At 39.9% G+C, this 19,257-nt stretch carries 17 protein-coding genes; 11 read left to right on the top strand and 6 right to left on the bottom strand.

The features are described from left to right. Positions 1 to 8 precede the first annotated feature (8 nt). From IGI44_RS13755 to IGI44_RS13745, 3 genes are read left to right on the top strand one after another with little or no spacing between them, the layout of a single operon-like run. Positions 9 to 698 (top strand): N-acetylmannosamine-6-phosphate 2-epimerase, encoded by a 690-nt coding sequence (locus IGI44_RS13755; RefSeq protein WP_438788309.1) that lies wholly within the window; start codon positions 9 to 11, stop codon positions 696 to 698. A 12-nt stretch (positions 699 to 710) separates the two neighbouring features. Next, complete coding sequence (locus tag IGI44_RS13750; protein WP_438788307.1) at positions 711 to 2,213, top strand: PTS transporter subunit EIIC; 1,503 nt, start codon at positions 711 to 713, stop codon at positions 2,211 to 2,213. Positions 2,214 to 2,232: 19 nt separating this feature from the next. Continuing rightward, on the top strand, positions 2,233 to 2,697 hold the full coding sequence (locus tag IGI44_RS13745) for a PTS sugar transporter subunit IIA (RefSeq protein ID WP_438788306.1): 465 nt from the start codon (positions 2,233 to 2,235) through the stop codon (positions 2,695 to 2,697). A 118-nt stretch (positions 2,698 to 2,815) separates the two neighbouring features. Here the strand turns inward: IGI44_RS13745 and IGI44_RS13740 are convergent, their stop codons facing one another. The 6 genes from IGI44_RS13740 to IGI44_RS13715 all read right to left on the bottom strand — a co-directional run bounded on the left by IGI44_RS13740 (position 2,816) and on the right by IGI44_RS13715 (position 8,414). Further along, complete coding sequence (locus tag IGI44_RS13740) at positions 2,816 to 3,622, bottom strand: HAD family hydrolase (RefSeq protein WP_438788305.1); 807 nt, start codon at positions 3,620 to 3,622, stop codon at positions 2,816 to 2,818. A 211-nt stretch (positions 3,623 to 3,833) separates the two neighbouring features. Then, positions 3,834 to 4,454 carry a hypothetical protein gene (locus tag IGI44_RS13735; RefSeq protein ID WP_438788304.1) on the bottom strand — a complete coding sequence of 207 codons (621 nt, stop codon included), beginning with the start codon at positions 4,452 to 4,454 and terminating at the stop codon, positions 3,834 to 3,836. Further along, positions 4,438 to 5,643 carry an ABC transporter permease gene (locus IGI44_RS13730; protein ID WP_438788303.1) on the bottom strand — a complete coding sequence of 402 codons (1,206 nt, stop codon included), beginning with the start codon at positions 5,641 to 5,643 and terminating at the stop codon, positions 4,438 to 4,440. Before IGI44_RS13730 ends, IGI44_RS13735 begins: the two co-directional genes overlap by 17 nt. A 1-nt stretch (position 5,644) precedes the next feature. Then, the gene (locus tag IGI44_RS13725) at positions 5,645 to 6,526 is read right to left on the bottom strand and encodes an ATP-binding cassette domain-containing protein (protein WP_438788301.1); all 882 of its coding nucleotides are present in this window, start codon (positions 6,524 to 6,526) and stop codon (positions 5,645 to 5,647) included. A gap of 80 nt (positions 6,527 to 6,606) precedes the next feature. After that, positions 6,607 to 7,755: a sensor histidine kinase gene (locus IGI44_RS13720; protein ID WP_438788300.1), complete on the bottom strand. Its 1,149-nt coding sequence runs from the start codon at positions 7,753 to 7,755 to the stop codon at positions 6,607 to 6,609. Next, positions 7,743 to 8,414, bottom strand: coding sequence for a response regulator transcription factor (locus IGI44_RS13715; protein WP_438788299.1), 672 nt, complete (start codon positions 8,412 to 8,414; stop codon positions 7,743 to 7,745). Before IGI44_RS13715 ends, IGI44_RS13720 begins: the two co-directional genes overlap by 13 nt. Before the next feature lie 312 nt (positions 8,415 to 8,726). Here IGI44_RS13715 and IGI44_RS13710 point away from each other — a divergent pair, with 312 nt between their 5' ends. From IGI44_RS13710 to IGI44_RS13675, 8 genes are all read left to right on the top strand, one after another. After that, the gene (locus IGI44_RS13710) at positions 8,727 to 9,560 is read left to right on the top strand and encodes a PRD domain-containing protein (protein WP_438788298.1); all 834 of its coding nucleotides are present in this window, start codon (positions 8,727 to 8,729) and stop codon (positions 9,558 to 9,560) included. A gap of 16 nt (positions 9,561 to 9,576) precedes the next feature. Beyond that, the gene (lacG, locus tag IGI44_RS13705) at positions 9,577 to 10,986 is read left to right on the top strand and encodes a 6-phospho-beta-galactosidase (protein WP_438788297.1); all 1,410 of its coding nucleotides are present in this window, start codon (positions 9,577 to 9,579) and stop codon (positions 10,984 to 10,986) included. Between the two features lie 21 nt (positions 10,987 to 11,007). Continuing rightward, complete coding sequence (locus IGI44_RS13700; protein WP_438788296.1) at positions 11,008 to 11,325, top strand: PTS lactose/cellobiose transporter subunit IIA; 318 nt, start codon at positions 11,008 to 11,010, stop codon at positions 11,323 to 11,325. Between the two features lie 23 nt (positions 11,326 to 11,348). Beyond that, positions 11,349 to 13,061 (top strand): PTS lactose transporter subunit IIBC, encoded by a 1,713-nt coding sequence (locus tag IGI44_RS13695; RefSeq protein WP_438788294.1) that lies wholly within the window; start codon positions 11,349 to 11,351, stop codon positions 13,059 to 13,061. 1,303 nt (positions 13,062 to 14,364) lie between these two features. Beyond that, positions 14,365 to 15,471, top strand: coding sequence for a tyrosine-type recombinase/integrase (locus IGI44_RS13690; RefSeq protein ID WP_438788293.1), 1,107 nt, complete (start codon positions 14,365 to 14,367; stop codon positions 15,469 to 15,471). A 659-nt stretch (positions 15,472 to 16,130) separates the two neighbouring features. Beyond that, a complete protein-coding gene (locus IGI44_RS13685; protein WP_438788292.1) occupies positions 16,131 to 17,381 on the top strand; it encodes a GHKL domain-containing protein in 1,251 nt (416 codons plus the stop codon). A gap of 25 nt (positions 17,382 to 17,406) precedes the next feature. Continuing rightward, positions 17,407 to 18,129 (top strand): LytR/AlgR family response regulator transcription factor, encoded by a 723-nt coding sequence (locus IGI44_RS13680; protein WP_438788291.1) that lies wholly within the window; start codon positions 17,407 to 17,409, stop codon positions 18,127 to 18,129. A gap of 184 nt (positions 18,130 to 18,313) precedes the next feature. Then, on the top strand, positions 18,314 to 19,081 hold the full coding sequence (locus IGI44_RS13675) for a helix-turn-helix domain-containing protein (RefSeq protein ID WP_438788290.1): 768 nt from the start codon (positions 18,314 to 18,316) through the stop codon (positions 19,079 to 19,081). The last annotated feature ends 176 nt before the right edge of the window (positions 19,082 to 19,257 follow it).

Here is a 19,257-nt window from a genome sequence, read left to right as displayed (position 1 = left end):
AATGGAGCGTGAAGAAAAAAGAGTTTTTGAGTGCTGTGAAAGGCGGCTTGATTGTTTCTTGTCAAGCATTGCCAGGCGAACCGTTGTATACAGAAGAAGGAGGGGTGATGCCCTTGATGGCTCTGGCGGCAAAAGAAGCCGGGGCAGTGGGAATTCGAGCGAATACGGTAAGAGATATCCAGCAAATACAGGAAAAAGTTGATCTACCAATCATTGGAATTATTAAACAGACATACCCAGATTTTGACGTATTTATTACCCCGACGATGAAGGAGGTCGATGCGTTAGCGGAAACGGGCGTCGAAGTAATTGCCCTGGATTGTACCTTGCGTGAACGTCCAGACGGTCTGTCGACGAACCAATTGATTCAACAAATCAAAGAAAAGTACCCTACCCAGCTTTTGATGGCGGACATTGCAACATTCGAAGAAGGAATCAATGCTTGGCAAGCAGGAGTCGACTTTGTTGGTACGACGTTAAGAGGGTATACCCAAAAGGATTCCCCCTCAACGATTGATTTAGTGAAAGCCTTAATTGATGAGGGTGTGGAGGTTATCGCAGAAGGACAAATTCATACACCAGAGGAAGCCAGAAAGATTCAGGATTTAGGGGCTGCAGGGGTTGTTGTTGGCGGAGCGATCACACGACCGAAGGAGATTGCGACACGTTTTATTCAAGCGTTAATGAATGAAGAATAAGGAGGAGAAATCATGTTTAAAAAGTTTTCACAGTTAGGACGAGCGTTTATGCTGCCGATCGCGATTTTACCGGCGGCAGGTTTGTTGTTGGGATTAGGCGGCGCGTTAACAAATGAAAGTGCAGTGGCGGCCTATCCATTTTTGAATCAGCCATGGCTGCAAACGATTCTAAGTGTTATGAGTTTTGCCGGAAATGCCGTGTTTGCCAATCTTGCACTGATTTTTGCAATCGGGATCGCCGTTGGGTTAGCCAAAGGAGATAAAGGAACAGCCGGTTTAGCTGGCGGAGTAGCATTTTTAGTTTATACAGCGACAATCAGCGGATTATTGGAATTATTTTCTGCTAAAGATGCTAGCATCGATACGGGTGTGGTTGGTTCGATCGTGATTGGTGGAACAGTTGCTTTCCTCCACAATCGCTATCGGAAAATTGAGCTGCCGCAATTTTTAGGGTTCTTCGGTGGTTCACGCTTTATCCCGATTGTTTCTTCCTTTAGCGCGATTGCGATCGGCTGTGTCTTCTATCTGATTTGGCCGCCGATTCAAAATGGGATGGTGGGCATTGGTCAACAAGTTGCACAGATGGGCAGTATCGGGACCTTCTTTTACGGTTTCTTGCTGCGTTTGACTGGCGCAGTAGGCTTGCATCATACGATTTATCCGATGTTTTGGTACACTTCTTTGGGCGGGGTAGAGACGGTTGCAGGTCAGTCGATTTCTGGCGCGCAAAATATTTTCTTCGCACAACTGGCGGATTCTAGCCATACGGGATTATTTACTTACGGTACGCGTTTCTTCGCTGGACGTTTTGCGACGATGATGTTTGGTTTGCCAGCGGCTTGTTATGCGATGTACCGTGCGATTCCAAAAGAAAATCGTAAGAAAAACGGCGGTTTGTATTTTAGTGGGGCGTTGACTTCGTTCTTAACCGGGATCACAGAGCCGATTGAGTATATGTTCTTGTTTGTTGCTCCTTGGCTTTACGTGATTCATGCCTTCTTAGACGGATTGTCCTTCTATTTTGCTGATATCTTGAATATTCGAATCGGAAACTCCTTTTCAGGCGGTCTAATTGATTATTTGCTATTCGGTGTGCTGCAGGGAAATGATAAGACCAATTGGATCAAAGTGATTCCGTTTGGGATAGCTTGGGCGCTGATTTATTTCTTCGTCTTCAGCTTCTGCATCAAGAAATTTAAAGTGGCGATTCCTGGTATGGAAAATGATGAGGACCTGCTTGAAGTAACCGATGATTCTGGTTCTGCGAGTTTGAAGGAGCAAGCGTGGCAGATCATTGAAGCACTTGGCGGGGATGAGAATATTGAAACCGTGACAGCCTGTGCGACACGTTTGCGCGTGGCGGTAAAACAAGGTGATAAGGTTCAAAAGCCAGTATTCAAGCGGCTTGGTGCAACGGCTGTGTTCGAAGTTCAAGGCGGTATCCAGGCAGTCTTTGGCGGGAAGGCCGACTTGTTCAGTCAAGAAATCAATCAATTATTAGGACGCGATGATTAGAACGATTGGAGAATAGAAAATGTTTGAACGTTTTAAAAAGAAAAAAACAGACGCCTTTTTCGCACCTGTAGATGGGACGTTTGTTCCATTAAATGAAGTAGCTGATCCGGTATTTTCACAAAAAATGATGGGTGAGGGCTTTGGGATTCAACCGGCTGCATCTGAAATTTATGCGCCAATCAAAGGGACGATTACCACGATTTTTCAAACCAAGCACGCGATTGGCTTGACGAGTTCGTCAGGTAGTGAAGTCTTGATTCATATTGGTTTAGACACGGTTGAATTAGCGGGGGAGCCCTTTGAAGTTCATGTTCAAGAAGGACAAGCAGTGGATGAAAATACGCTATTGGTCACGGCTGACTTTGACCGCATCCGTAAGTCCGGAAAATCCGAGGTTGTTTTAACGCTGGTTACCAATGGCGGGGAAAGTTTTGACTCACTGAGTAAAAATCAAGTACAGCATGGTGAGTTGTTGAGAAAATAGCAAAAAAAAGCCGTGCCACTCTATGAGAAATCTTGAGTGGCGCGGCTTTTATATCTAATTTAGTGGCTGCCAAAGGATCTTCAAAAATGTTTGCATTCGCTTTGTACGCTTCATTAGTTTAGCTGAAATAATCGATCAGAAAATTAGCGATGCCATCTTCAACATTGGCATCGGTGATGAACTTCGCATGTTTTTTCAATTCGTCGACGGCATTGCCCATCGCGACACCCACACCGGAAGCTTGCAGCATTTCCAGATCGTTCATTCCATCGCCGAAGCTGATGATATTTTTTTGCGGAATCAGCAAATTAGTTTGTACGGCTTGAATCGCTGTTGCTTTATTAACTCCTAAAGGAATCAACTCAATGTTATTGGGATGGGAAGAAGAGACCGATAGTAGCTGACTCTCTGCTAAAAGCGTACGGACCTGTTCAAGCTCCGCTTCACGTTCATCCGCAATGACGATCCCATTAACGATTCGCTGGCTGATGGCCATCAAGGTGTCCAACGAGTCGATAAAAAGAAAATCCTCTTCGCTGTTGCCAATCCGCGATTGGTCATTTTTTTGCAGGTAGCTTGGCAGCTGCTGGGTATAGAAAATCGTATGCTCACCAAAGAAAAACAGTGGCAGCTCATATTCTGCTAGTGTTTGATAAATAAATTCCAGTGCTGCGTCCGACAAACGCTTCTTATGCAACGTCTCATTAATCGAATACACGCTTCCGTTTGAGGCAATGACTTGTGTAGCGTCGGTCAATTTTTTCGCCATTTCATAGGCGGAGGAATATTTCCTGCCAGTAGCAACATAAAATTCATGACCTTCTTGTTGAAGTTCATTTACAACAGCTCTCGTGCGGGGGGAGATTTTCTGATCGCGGTCAACGAGCGTGCCGTCGATATCCATAAAAATCAAATGTTTTTCCATCTATTTTCTTTTCCTTCCATCACCATAGGATTCACGAATGCTCAAGGCTGGCGAATATCCTTGGAACTATTTTTCATGGGAATGCGTCTTCTAGAATAGTTTAGGGGAGGAATACCAAAAAAGCAAAATATTTTTGGTATCGTTACCAGATGTGAGGTGCCGAAATGACGCAAAAAAATCGTAACAGAAAGAGTCTTCTGTTACGATTTTTTTATTTCCTTCTTTTCCGAATCACGAAACTTAGCAGAATGAACAACAATCCACTGAAAAATAGAACGAGTTTAGAATGGGTATCTTTCTCTCCCAAAGTAAAGAGATAGAAAATCTGTAAATATTTTTCACCAACGAATAGACTAGCCACATAATAGCCCAACGGCAGAATCAAACCTGTGACCGATTGATTGGCGAAGGCGAAACCAATCGCGTATAGTCCCCCCATAAACAGGGCATTTGCTATTCCACTAAATAAAAACAAGTCAAATTCGATCGTTGCGTTGCTTAATTCAAAAAGCAATAAGCAGCCGCAAGTCAGTAATAGTAAGGTGATAAGAATCTGGAGAAAACGTAAGAGCAAAATGCCTACATAAGAAAAGCGTTTGGTTTTAATCAGTAACGTCGTTTCCTCTGAACTATCCGGCAGATAAAGAGGAATAAACACGATCAAACCGATCAAGGGAAAGAAGCGTTCATAGATTTCGGCACTTTGCAGAAATGATGCATTCTCGACCCCGAAAAAGGTGGGGAAGAGCATGGTTAACAAAATGGCTATAAATACAGCGGGATAAAAATGGAAACGCCAGAAAGCCAACGAAACCTTAGCGAGGACTTCCATAGTGCATCCGTCCTTTCCGTTTCCGATCAAAGATCACACAGCTGAGCAAGAAGCAAAGTAAACCAAGCGCTAGCCAAAAGACACGATTAACGACTAATTCAGAAAAAATCTGATCAAATACATCACGGGATCCGACACTATTGAATCGTGGAATCAGGTTTAGTCCGACACTACCAACAATAGTGCGACTGCCACTTAATAAGGATAAGAGCCAAAAACCTAGTTGGAAGATGACACTCACCAATCCATTGAAGACGGTCGTGATCAAGAAACTGATTCCGACTACTGCTACGATTGTTGGGAGGGTCCAGCCGAGAATGTATTGATAAAACAGAATCAAATCTCCGGTATGATGATACTTTTGAGCCACATAAACCGATTGGATGGCAGGCAGTAAACTAAACAACATGACTGGTAAGAGCACCAACAGAACAGTCGCCAAAAAGCGGATGCCGTATAACTTGAAGCTAGAGAGCTGTTTGCTATTGATTACTAACTGACTTTGGGCACGTTTGTCGCGCAGAACAACGGTGGCCGCGATAAAGACGGGAGCCAAAGCGAGAATCAAACCTAAACAGTCGCAAGCCATGCGGGCAAAGGCACCTGAGACACGGTCTTCGTTTAGTGTCGATTGAAATTCTTTCCTAGCTTCTTGATAGGTCATTTTTCTTCGCGATTGATTCCTATAGGCCGTCTTCGAAAAATCCGAACCATTGCCAATCAACTCCGCGACTTTTTCCATGTCTTTTTCGAAGGTGGAATAGGAATAGCCTTTGGTGATCGGCAACTTTTCTGCTAATCCAAATTGGTCCGTTTCAGGATTTTTTAGTGCCAACTCTGTTAAACGCTTGTTTAATTCGTCGATTGGTTCGCCTGTGGCTCGTTCCAAGATTTCTTTGACCGTTGCCTTGTCCGATTTTGACAACTTGACGATTTTTAGAAAACCAAAAGGGTAGGTGTTATACCCTCCGCTGTTGTACTGCTGTAGTAAGGAATAAATCGTTTGCCGTTGAATTTCCTTTTTGTCAGTTGTTTGGGTGATATCGTAATCATTCCTCCCAGGTTCCGGTTGCTTCAAGGAAATAAAATCTGAGCCCAACTGTGTAAAAAGAAAGGCACCAATGAATAGAACGACTAGCCAGTAAGTTAGGCTTTTTAAGGTGATTCCTAGTTCCTTTTTCAATAGCATGCTACTTCCCACCCTTCATTGATAGGAGGTAGAGATAAGCATCCTCCAATGTGGGACGTTCTTCGATCACTAGCGGATGTCGCATGATTGGCGCTTCTGGATTGCCAATGAAACGTAGATGCGAAGTACTGCCCTCTTGCTGCAAACTGATGATTTGAACTTGTTCTTTTGCCGCCTTCAATTCTGTTCGCGGCACTTGAACGCTGAAAATTTTTCCTTGGGCATTCAGCAGCAACTGTTCGATTGAATCGGAGAAGATGATTCGGCCTTGCTCTAAGATCGCGACATTTTCCGCAGCAGCTTCGATGTCGCCCGCGATGTGAGTAGATAGCAGAACGATTTTATCTTCACTGACCTCAGCCAACAAATTTCGGAAACGCAAGCGTTCCTCTGGGTCCAAGCCTGCCGTCGGTTCATCCACCACTAAAATTTTCGGATCGTTCAGTAATGCTTGGGCGATTCCTAAACGACGCTTCATCCCACCGGACATCGCTTTGACTTTGACATTTTTATGAATCGTCAGATTGACTTGTTCCAATAAGGCGTCGATCCGTGTTTGCCGCGTTCGTTTATCGAGTTCAGAAAGAACGGCTAAGTAATCCAACGCTTGATAGGCGGTCATATTGCCATACATGGAAAACTCCTGCGGTAAGAAACCGATGATCGAGCGGATTTTTTTCTGCTCATGGATGTCGATCCCATTCATACGGATCGTTCCTTCGTTTGCCGGAAGCAAAGTGACCAGCGTTTTTAATAGTGTTGTTTTGCCGGCACCGTTTCGTCCTAATAGTCCGAACATCCCCGTTGAAATGGATAGGTTGATATTATAGAGAACTTGTTTTTTGCCGTAGTATTGATTTAACTCTTTGATTTCGATCTGCATCAGCGATCCCTCCTAATTTTTGTTTCCTTACCTAAAGGATAATCAGCAAATCTCTATAAATTCTCTACAAATCGCCTTTTTCAATAAGTTATGGAGAAAACAGCGGAAACAATCGCACCACTATCAATACTATTAGCAATTTTCAAATTGCCGCCATGCTTTCGCGTCAAGGCTTCAGCAATCGTCAAGCCAAGTCCGAAATGCCCATTCTTATTTTGTGAATAGTAGGGCTCGGTCGCTGTTATTAATTCCTTTTTGGAAAAGCCGGGACCATCATCCTTGACGTACACGATCAATAGTTTCTCTTGTAGGGTGATCGTCATAGTTAATTGTTTTCGTGCGAAACGATAGGCATTATTCAACAGGTTTTCCACTACTTCATTGATCAAATCAAGATCATAACTTGCGGTGAGTTTTGGGTATTCTTTTGTAACCAAAAGTGCTTTGTCTGGATGCTGTCGACGAAGCTCCTGAATGTTTTCTTCAATCAGTGCTAGTGGCTGTTCTGTGATATGAAGCGGTCGATCCTCCAACTTTTGCAGCTGCTGCATCGTTTCCGAAAAGGTGCTTAGGCGGGTAATACTGTTTTTGATTTTTACCGCAGCTTTTTCGAAGGCTTCTGGACTCAGAAGATCTTGTTCGTAATAGGCCTCCAACAGCTCCAAATTATTTTGAATCGTTGCCAGTGGTGTGCGCAGATCATGAGAAAAGGCCGCATTGACCTTTTTTTGGTCGTGATACATCTCGTTGAGCTTCTGTTCATTGGCCTGTAAGGTTATTCGTAGGTGATCCAGTCCAAGCGAGGTTTTCTCAAATTCGTCGTAGGTGTTGTAGTAGACCGGCTGTTGATAATTTCCTTGCTCAATCTGCTGAATACTTTTTTCTAAGATCGTAATTGGCTGTAAAATCCGTTTGCGGTAAAACATTTTGGTCGCAAGAAAAATCCCTAAAAAGCCATAAATAAAAACAGCAAATTGCCGTACAAGTTCCAATAGCTGAATTATTGGTAGTGAGGTGGAAGACGGTGTCCAAGTCAAATAGGCCCAAAAATAAGTGGGCTCGGAATCAGGCATCAGAATCAAGCGTTCCCAGCTGACACAAATGGAGACCGTAATAAGTGTCGCAAAAGCAACGCCTAAGACGCCAATCAAAAGATAAAGAAATAAGCTTTGATCAAGACTGCTTCTTTTCGCAAACAACCGAGCAATTCCAGCGTCTAGCCAATCCATTTATAGCCCACCCCCCAGACGGTTTGAATAAACGCGACAGTTGAATAGTCAGCAAGCTTTTTCCGAATCCGGCGAACGTGCTCGGTGATAATCGCGGCATCACCCAATTTATCCCAATCCCAAAGGTGCTGATAGATTTCCTCTTTTGAAAAGGCTCTGCCAGGATGTTTGGACAGCAGTTCGACAATTGCGAACTCTACTTTGGTCAAATAAATCTCCTGCTTCTGATAAGCTAAAAGCTTCTGGTCATAATCGATCATCAGTGCATCAAAGTAGGTAATTTTACGGCTGATTTGTTTGCGTGTTTCACGTCTAAGATGGGCCTCGATACGCAGCCCAAGTTCCTTCAGACTAACGGGTTTGACCAAATAATCATCACCGCCGATCGTCAGGCCTTGAATCCGACTTTCCTCATCTTCTTTGGCCGATAGAAAAACAATCGGACAGCTGATCTGCTCACGAATCGCAGCACACAACTCAAAGCCGTCCATTTCCGGCATGTTAACATCTAAAATAATAATATCTGGCTGATGAGTAAGCTGCTTTAGTCCTTCATAGCCATTTTCAGCAGTATAGACGAGATAATTCATCAATTGAAAATAATCTTTGAATGTTTCTAGCAGATCACGTTCATCATCAATGATCAGTATTTTTTTCATACAGAACCTCCTGACATCGTCATATTCTATAGAATGATCGTATCATAAAATTGAACTAGGGCACCCAGAAGGTTAGAATCCATTTATTAATGATTGGAAATGTTTGTTGCAGAGCGATTAAGTTTGTATTTGTTTGTTTTTTCGTAATTCTGTGTTTACTTCTCTTAAAATTCATGCTATACTAACTGCAATAAATGAATATCTAGTGGATCGTTACTAATAAGATTAGGCGAGACTGCGAATAGTAGATTATGTTTCTTGGTGAAATCGTCTACTGTTTGCAGTCTCTTTTTGTTTGAAAGGAGGATAGAAATGTATCGAATCGTTAAAGTTTTAAACAATAATGTTGCTATCGTGAGAGACAATTCAGATCAGCAAGCGGTAATCATGGGAGCCGGGATTACTTATCAAAAAAAGAAGGGTGATTTAATAAATGAAGAGTCTGTTGAAAGAACCTTTACTTTGAGAAATGAAGAATCCCAGAATAACTTTTCCACGTTATTAAAGGATATTCCACTAGATTTTATTACCACTTCTTATGAAATAATCGAGCGAGCCATAAGCCATTACCAATATTCAGTTCAGGAGTATATCTATGTCACTTTGACGGACCATATTTATCTAAGTTATCAGAACCTGAATAAAGGAACCTATGAAACGGCAGCCTTGCCAAATATGAAAGCGGATTATCCAGTAGAATTCAGTATTGGAGAGAATGCTTTAGCATTGATTCAAGAAAAATTGGGAGTGACTTTTCCAACAGAAGAGATCGGTCGAATTGCACTGCATTTTATCAATGCCAAGGGAACATCATTATCGATAAAAACCGATGATGGTATCGAAAAGAAAATGATTGCATTGGTGCAAAATGAATTGTCTGCTGCTGGAATTCGCAGAACCAACAAAAATAAAAACTATTATGACCGCTTGATGATCCATTTGAATTATTTCTTGGAACGGATTACAAATGATCCAAATGAAACGGAACCTTTTTCTTTGAATTTTGAAGAGACCTTAAAAACAGATTATCCCCAGGCTTATCAAATAGGAGATCGAATTTATGAATTGATTGAGAGTCATCTGGGAAAATCATTGAATGAAAACGAACGAATCTATTTTACGATCCATATACAAAGACTTTTATAAAAGAGGAGAAGTGAAAATGACAGAATTAAGAAAGTTACCAGCAGATTTTTTAATGGGCGGAGCCACTGCGGCTTATCAAGTAGAAGGTGCCATCGATAAAGACGGGAAGGGACCTGTTGCTTGGGATACTTTTTTAGTAGAAAAAGGTCGTTACACGGCAGAGCCAGCAAGTGATTTTTATCATCAATACCCGGTCGATATCGAGTTGTGCAAAAAATTTAAAATTGATAGTTTACGTATGTCAATCGCCTGGAGCCGGATCTTTCCAAATGGATATGGAGAGGTGAATCAGAAGGGCGTCGACTATTATCACAAGGTTTTTGCCGAATGTAAAAAAAACGGGATCAAACCTTTTGTGACCATTCATCACTTTGACACACCAAAAGCATTGTTTGATGAAGGGGACTTTTTAAATCGTGAAACTATCGAGCATTTCGTAAATTACGCAAAATTCTGCTTTGACGAATTTAAGGAAGTGTATTACTGGAGCACCTTCAATGAAATTTATCCAGCAGCAACCAATCAATATTTAACCGGTGCTTTTCCTCCTGAGATTCAATTTGATCTACAAAAAACGATTACAGCTTTACACAATATGATGTATGCTCATGCGCGGGCTGTGAATATTTTTAAAGAAGGAAATTATGAAGGGGAAATTGGTGTCGTGCACTCATTGGAACCGAAATATCCTGCCTCTGACGCACCGGAAGATATTCATGCAGCAGAACTAGACGATGCTTTGTCCGTAAAATTTTTAATGGATGCTACCTATTTGGGGTATTACTCTGATCACACCATGGAATGTATCAACGAGATTTTAGAAGCAAATGAGACCAGTATTTCAATAGATGAAAGCGATTTTATCGAAATGAAGAAAGCAGCGAATCGCAATGATTATCTGGGAATCAATAATTACGTGAGTCATTGGGTAAAAGCTTATAACGATGAAAGCCAGATGTTTTACAACACGACGGGAGAAAAAGGAACGCAGGTTTATCGTATTAAAGGAATCGGTGAACGAATCCAACGAGATGATTTGCCTCGGACAGACTGGGACTGGTTGATTTATCCAGAAGGAATCTATGATTTACTAGTTCGCATAAAAGCAGATTATCCGAATTACCAAAAGATTTATATCACAGAAAATGGTTTGGGCTATAAGGATCATTTTGATGACGGCATTATTTTGGATGATGACCGGATCGATTATCTTAGAGGCTATTTCAACTACATCGCTAAAGCGATTGAAGCAGGTGTGAATGTAAAGGGCTATTTTATCTGGTCTTTGATGGATGTATTCTCTTGGGTGAACGGCTATAACAAACGTTACGGTCTATTCTATGTTGATTTTGAGACACAAAAACGGTATCCAAAAGAATCAGCCTATTGGTACAAATTAGTCAGCGAAACGAAAACGATTATATAGGAAAATCAGGAGGATTTGAAGATGAATAAAAATGACTTGCAAATGCTTGGTTTTGAAATCGTGGCCTATTCTGGTGATGCTCGCAGCTCACTACTTAGTCTACTAAAAGAAATTCGGAGTGGAGATTTTTCCAATGTAGAAAGCAAATTACAAGAAGCAGATGAAAATCTCAAATTGGCACATAATTCACAGACACAGGTACTTTCTAATGAAGCAAATGGAGAGGATTTAGAATTAGGATTTATCTTCATTCATGGACAGGACCATCTGATGACGACGTTATTACTAAGAGATCTTGTACAAGATTTCATTGAACTGTATCAGGAGAAATATCGTTAAGGCGATTTAGGGGGAGTATACTAATGAATGTGATTATCCAGCAAATCGAAAAAAGGCAAGCTCTTTTTCAAAAAGTTTCTAAGAATATCTATTTAATGGCGATCAAAGACGGCTTCTTGGCTGCTATGCCGGTCATCCTATTTTCAAGTATCTTCATTTTATGTGCGGCGATTCCACCAATTTTCGGGCTAGCAATTCCCAGCGGAATAGAAGCTTGGCTATGGAAAATTTATGATTTCACTATGGGGATTGTTGGGATGCTAGTGGCCGGAACAACCGCGCGCTGTTTAGCTGGGAGTATGAATCGCAAAATGCCTGATGGAAAAGTCATCAATGAAACCTCTGTGATGCTCGCAGCGACTTGTGGTTTTCTTCTATTAGCGATCACGAAAACAGATGGTGCATTCGCAGCTGATTACATGGGAACAAAAGGAATATTATCTGCGTTTATTTCGGCTTTTATTACTGTCAACATGTATAAATTTTGTGTCATTCGTGACATCACAATCAAGATGCCGAAGGAAGTTCCCGGCAGCATCGCTCAGAATTTTCGAGATGTTTTTCCATTTTCTTTTTCTGTCTTATCCTGTGCAATCATTGATATTGCCGCAAGATCAGCGCTTAATGTTCCGTTTGGAGAGGTCTTCTCCAAATTATTATCCCCACTATTTGAAGGGGCAGAAAGTTATTTTGGTTTAGCATTCATTTGGTTCTTGATCCCGCTATTTTGGTTTGTAGGTGTCCATGGGCCGTCAGTGGTTAAACCGGGATTATCAGCCGCGCTCTATGGAAATACAGAAGCCAATCTTAGAATTTTTACTGAAGGTGGACACCCAGACCATGCCTTAACCGAAAATTTTGGGAATTTTATCGGCGAGCTGGGCGGAACGGGAGCAACCTTTATCGTACCAATTATCTTTATTCTGTTCATGCGTTCGAAACAATTAAAAACGGTCGGCAAAGCATCGATCATTCCAGTAATGTTTGCGGTGAATGAGCCTCTGCTGTTTGCGGCACCGATCATTTTGAATCCTTATTTCTTTATTCCATTTTGCTTAGCACCGATGGCAAATGTACTGATTGGAAAATTCTTTATTAGTGTTTTAGGAATGAATGGATTTATGTATGTTCTTCCGTGGGCGACACCAGGTCCAATCGGAACTGTGATGAATACAGGGTTCCAACCGATTTCGATCGTTCTGTCGATTGTCCTCTTGCTTGTTGATTTTGCGATCTATTACCCATTCTGTAAAGCTTACGATAAAGTATTGGTAGCCCAAGAAGCAGAGCGTGTGGAAGAAATAGACGAGCTGGAGGAAATCGCGCCTGCGTTATCCGCAGCAAGTGCGGCAGAAATTATTGATAAGGGAGAAACAGCAATCCTTGAAGAGTCATCAGCTGATGCGACACTTACTGCTGAAAAAGGATTGAAGGTTCTTGTTTTATGTGCGGGAGCCGGAACAAGCGCTATGTTGGCTAATGCCCTAGAAGAAGGAGCCAAAGAGACTGGGGAAAATATTGTTGCCAAAGCAGGTGCGTACGGTTCGCACTATGATATTATGCCAAACTTCGATATGATCGTCTTAGCACCTCAAGTAAATTCGTATTACGACGACATAAAAAAAGATACAGACAAACTAGGGATAAAACTGATCGCGACTAAAGGAGCAGAATATATCAAATTGACCCGCAATCCAGCCGGTGCAATCAAATTTGTTATGGAACAAATTAATTGAGCGAGTATTTTTCTTACGTTAAGATTAGATATTTCATCAAAAAAATGGATAAATGATGGTGGCTACAACTTAAAATCAGATGATACAAGATGAGGACAACTGTCTGAACAGCACATCCAATAGAAATAAAACAAAGACGCCCCCTGCAATTGAAAAATTGTTTGGGGCGTCTTTCATCTGTCATCGTAATAGTCTTTAGAGTGATTGTATCATAGAATATTTTGACATTTTTATGAATCACGAATGGAACTTCTCATCCTATTCTGATAGGAAAAAGAGATTGACCAAACTCAAGTAGCATCCAAATTCCTGAAAAAAGTAAAAAGAGCATCAGTAGAATGATTAGAAAAATTGTAACGAGTGAAAGGATCGTTCGATACCCATCATGCACTAAAAGAATCTTTCCCTTAGAATCCTTCCAATATTTCAGCGGCCAGGGCTTTGTTGTTGAGGGAAATCTTCGAGGATAGTACCGCGACAGTCTATGATTAAGGCAAGGCACAATCCCGTTAGGATTAGCCGGGGATTGAAATACGCGTGATTTGAACTGGAGACGAGTAGTGTTATATCCTTTACGTCCTAAAAGGAAGTCATGTTCATACATTTTTTCTGTTGACTGTGAATAAGGAATCAAGAAAATCTTCTTTCCAAAAAATGACTGTTCTCAGTAGTTTAAAAAAAAGTGAGTATGAAAAGGGACAGCAGAACAATAGAAATCCCAATGACAATGATCGAGAAAAGCAAAACAATAAGGACTTCGTAAATAATTTTTTCCATCGTTTTCTCCTAATCGAATTCGTTCAAAACCAGAGAATAATTTATGTGAGAACAAATGTAGTGAACTATTGGTCGCATCTATATTTCGTCATCATTCTTTAGAATTTTTTTGAGTAGAAGGTGTTTTAAAATAGTATAACTCATTTATTTCATCATATGGCTGAGAATTATCATAATCAAGTAGTCCATTCTTGTTACGTGAATTGACATGAGGAAAGAGTGTATAGAGGGATGAAGGGAAATTCTGCTAATTAATTTTTAGTTATTATTAAGGTAGAAATCTCTTGTTTTTACGAACAACAAGAAACAAATGTTAACGTAATGTACTTTGTAGATAATTTTCTTGTTTCTTTACGTTGTATTTTAGTATATATTAAGATAACAATCAATAAAAATTAAGAAAAATCATGACAATATTTAATTTTAAAAATATTTTGTATTTTATTTGTGTGACTGTTGGATTCCTTGCTGGAGGGAAGAAGTGATTTTTTTGCCGTCAGATAAGCCGTCAGAAAAGGAGAAGCGTATGCGAAGAGGAGAAAATATTTATCACAGAAAAGATGGACGTTGGGAAGGACGATATGTCAAAGGGAGGACGTTGAATGGAAAGGTAAAATACGGCTATGTATATGGTCGAACGTTGAAGGAAGTACGGGAAAGACTCTATCCGTTGAAAATTCAATATCAAACGTATCAAGAAGTTCGCGGGATGGTGTCTATTTCTTTTGAAGAATGGTGTCATTACTGGTTGGATCTTATCCGAATGGACGTAAAGCCGACGACTTACTCTAATTACAAATACAAAATGACTGCTTATGTATTACCGATAATTGGGGAAACCTCTTTAAATGAACTCACAGAAAAATCAGGACAAAAATTACTCACCGCTTTGGCAGAAAAGAAGTTGAGACGATCGACCATCCGTGTAATCTTTCGAATTGTTTTACAATGTTTGAACGAAGCCAAAAGGAAATCATATATTACTGAAAATTGTTTCTCGAACATAAAATTACCGAAAGATAAAAAACGAAAAATACGCGCCTTGAATCGAAAGGAACAGCAATTTTTGGAAAAAACCGCGCTAGAAGATAAAAAAGGCAATGGTATCCCTACGATCTTATCTCTGCACACGGGGTTAAGAATTGGTGAAATCGCTGCTTTACGCTGGACCGATATTGATTTTGATCAACGGCTTATTCAGATCAATCATACGTACCAACGCATTCATCTGAAAAACGGGGAGCGAAGAACCCAATTAGTATTCGATAGTTCAAAGACCGCTGCTTCTGTACGGACGATCCCCATGTCAGACAAAGTAAAAAAACTATTATTGAAGCATAAAAAACGTTCGAAAGGACTATTTGTCTTTTCAAACAACAATAAACCAATCGAGCCACGTTTATTGACGTATCATTTTCACCGATTACGGGAAAAATGCCAGCTAGTAGATATTCATTTCCATCAACTGCGCCACACTTTCGCGACGCGCTGTTTGGAAGCACAAGGAGATATTCTCTCTGTTAGTGCACTACTAGGGCATACGTCTACCCAGCTGACTTTAGATACCTACGCAGATTCATTGATGGAAGCCCGCGTAAAAGTGATCTATCAGATGGAAAATAAACTGCGTTAAGAATTTAAAAAAAATCACTTTTCCTAGCAATAGGCCCCCTTTTTTTGCCTTTTTTCAAGTAACCGTTTTCCTGCTTCTCTCAAACTGAAAAATTATTTTCGTATAGAAAAATAAGAGAAGGTTTATCTATGAATCGTTCTTTAGCCGTCAAATCCCGTCATTCTCTCTCTAAAACCCTTGATAGAACAGGCATTATTCCTATTTACGTAGTTTTCGTAAAACCAAGAAAGTGATAGAGATGTAAAAATCGTTATTCTATCAGCAAGATAATATTTAAAGGATTAAAAATAATAGTTAATTGTGACTTTTCGGATACAATAGCCGATTAATTTGTAGCTTATCACTTTTTGCGTATCGTTCTTCCTAGAAAAGGCAATTCTAATTTTTTTATCGAGAAGTAAACATTAAAGAGAGTATTCAATTGCAAATAAGAAAGAATAAACAATAGTTATTAAATAATCTCTAAAAATATTTTTAAATTAGTCATATAAAACGCTTTGAGTAATAATTAAAACATGATAAGATTAAATATATATTAAAATATTGATATATTCAGTGCGTGCGCAACTATTTATTAATGAAAATAAAGAACGGCTAATAAAATAAGCGATGTTTTTTTAGAAGAACGATGAGTGATAGAGAAGAGGATAGAACTAAAAATGAGCATACTAATTCAACTCATACTAAATACATTCATTTATTTGGCAGTAATCTTGTTACTATTCAATTTATTATTGATTAGAAAACAAAGAGGCGGTTTTTCTTATGTGCTCTTCTTAGGCATATGCATTGCCGCAACCTGTATTAACTATATCTATGATTGGTTTTCAATCGTACGAACCTCCGTAATGATTCTTGGAGCGCTATTTTTTTTCTATCGGGGGACTGTACCGAATAAAATAATGGCGAGTGCATTATTGGTGCAATTAATGCTCATTCTAGATTTCCTCCATGGGATAGTACTGATGTTATCCATACCTAATCTAGAGTACATTGATTTAGCCGGTGGTATGCCAACTTGGGATTCCTTGCTTGAAATTTTAGTGATTTTCGCACTGATTGCTTTAAACTTCTTCTTCCGCCGAGAAAAAGAACCCTTAGTTCAGTATTTTGATAAGAAATATGTTTTGGTTTGGATTTTGATTACCCTAAACTTTTTCCTATTCGCAAGTGTCTTAACAAGCTTAGAATTCTCTAACCAAATGAAAGGCATCATTGCAGCGATATTGATTCTAACCAGTGGAATCAATATCTATTTCTGCTACTACTTAGAAAAAACCCGAAAAATTTTCGAAGAAAACTTAATTATCACCAAACAAGTAGAGTTTCAAGAAAACAAGCTAGCTCAAAACAAAGCTTATTTAGAGAAAAATAATCGCCTGATGCATGATATCAAAAAGCACTATTTAGAAATTGAACAAGCACTCTCGGAGAACCAACTCGTGTATGTCAAAGAATATATGAAGGGGGTGTATAAGCAATACTTTGAGAACGTTGAATCGGGCTTCACAGGGAATCAGGTGATCGACAGTATGTTCTTCTCATTGAAAGAGCAATGTGCGAAAGAGGAGATTGACTTAACGTGTGAGATACTGATCGATAAAAAAATTACTTTCCATGATCAGGATTTAGCAGTACTGCTAGGAAGCTTATTTGATCGTGCTATCAAAACGGTGAAGTCAAAAGAAAAAATAATGGTTACCTTAAAGACCGAAGCGTGGCACCTGCTAATAGCCATAGACTATCCAAGAAACCGCCAATTACCTAATACAGGAATTACGAAAAAGACGGTGGAGCAATGGGAAGATATACAAATTGTCCATCGCATCGTTGAAAAATACCATGGCATGTATGAAACAAAAAATGACTCAGAAAAAAGCGGGATAAAGATTTTGTTACCACTAAGGTAAAAGTTAAGTAAGTGGGGAGTACCATATGATAAACATATTGATTTGTGAAGATGAACAACGCTATCAAAATCAGCTGCGAGAAAGGCTGATCAAGCTGTCCTTTTTATTGGACATAGAAATACGGACACATAGCTTTTCTTCTGGAGAAGCGCTGTTGCGTATGTATGAAAAAAGAGACAAAGAGTATGAGCTTTTGTTCTTAGATATTGAGCTGCCAGGAATGAACGGCTTGCAGACGGCTAGATGTATGCGAGAGGACCATGACTATGAGGGACAGTTAGTCTTTTTAACCAATCATTCGGAGCTGATGCAGGATAGTTTCGAAGTAGGGACAAATCAATATTTGATTAAGCCAGTCACCGAGGAAGAATTCGAAAAGAAAATCCGGCGCGTAATGCAGACGATTATGAAGAGCAATCAACGAATCACCCTCGAGTTGGTTTCTGGTGGGTTCCAAATTCTTCCTGTGAACACGATCATCGCAATTCAATCGAATAGTTTAGGCAGAAAAGGCGGGGTGATCGTCAAGACCGCTGCCAAAGAATTTTCTGCATATGGGAAAATGAATGATTTTCTTGAGAAGTTGGAGAATCAACGCTTCTTTCGGATACATAAGCAAACCATTATCAATTTAGAACAGGTGACTTTCTTTGATGGAGAACATGTCGTAATGACGAATCAACTAAGGCTAAAAGTCAGTCGCAATGTCAAAAAAGAACTGAAGAATCGGATCATGAACACAATCTAAATAGTAATAAAAAGCCAAACAATTAAGTGTTTAGCTTTTTATTTTTTGGAAATTACACAATAATGATCAATTTAAACATGTTAGTGGCAAAAAATATTTAAAAACAGATTATATCTTATGATTAATAATATATTCCGCCTATTAAATATTTTATAAGCAGAGACAAAATAAAGGAGTGGAAATGATGGGACGTATTCTACTATTGACTAAAAATGTTCTAGCGGAAGAGGATTTTCAAAAGAAGTTGCAGCACTTGAATTATGAGGTTTTCAGCTCAAGCAGTTTGTTAGCCCGAAGCAATTTTCAAAATGGGTTTCTTCAATTTTTTAATTTGTTTTACTATACGATTCTTAGCGAGACAATTTCTGATATTGAGCTAGAGCATATTCTTCCTGTATTGAATCGATCATCAACGATCATCATTCGGAAAAATGATCATTTATCGGAGAAGCAAACACAGGACGTTCGTATGAATCTGTGGATATCCAATGAATCCAGCATTGAAGAATTACGTGAAACGTTAATGGAATCCTTTCACGAAGAAAGGGCTGCATCGGTCAACGAACGAATTACATCATACGGATTAGAAGATGCAAAGAAGAGCAACTGGAAGTATTCAACCTCCACCCTTTCGTTAAGTGGGATGGAAAAGAGAATATTGAAGGCACTATATCTAGCGAAAGGACAAGTTATTTCGCGAGAAGAGCTATGCACCCTGACTTGGGATGGCGAGATTACGGATTCTAAGATGGTCATGCTCTCAAACGCGATCCGCAAATTAAGGATCAAGCTAGATAAAGGCGGCTTACCAAAAGAAACGATCCGTACTCTTTGGGGAAAAGGGTATCAGTTGTCCACTCGTTTTTTCGAGTATTTTGAGTTCGAGGACCTGTTCGATGCCGAGGAATGTGATTCGTTACTACTACAGGAAAAGGAAAATGACTTGGCTTGAATGGTTAATGAAGGAAAGAATACGTAACTCATTATCAAATGGTTCAGACCATTTTTGATACAAATCGCTTATGGAAAAGAGGGAGTATATGGCGGAGAACATGACGTGACTCTTCAGTAATTAATCGAATCAACCGATAGAAAACCGCAAATCAATAGAGCAAGAGGGGGAATGCA

The sequence above is a fragment of the Enterococcus sp. DIV0756 genome (assembly GCF_051710745.1).
Taxonomy (GTDB): domain Bacteria; phylum Bacillota; class Bacilli; order Lactobacillales; family Enterococcaceae; genus Enterococcus_A.
Note: the sequence above shows the minus strand (reverse complement) of the source record. Positions and strands in the feature narration are given on the sequence as shown.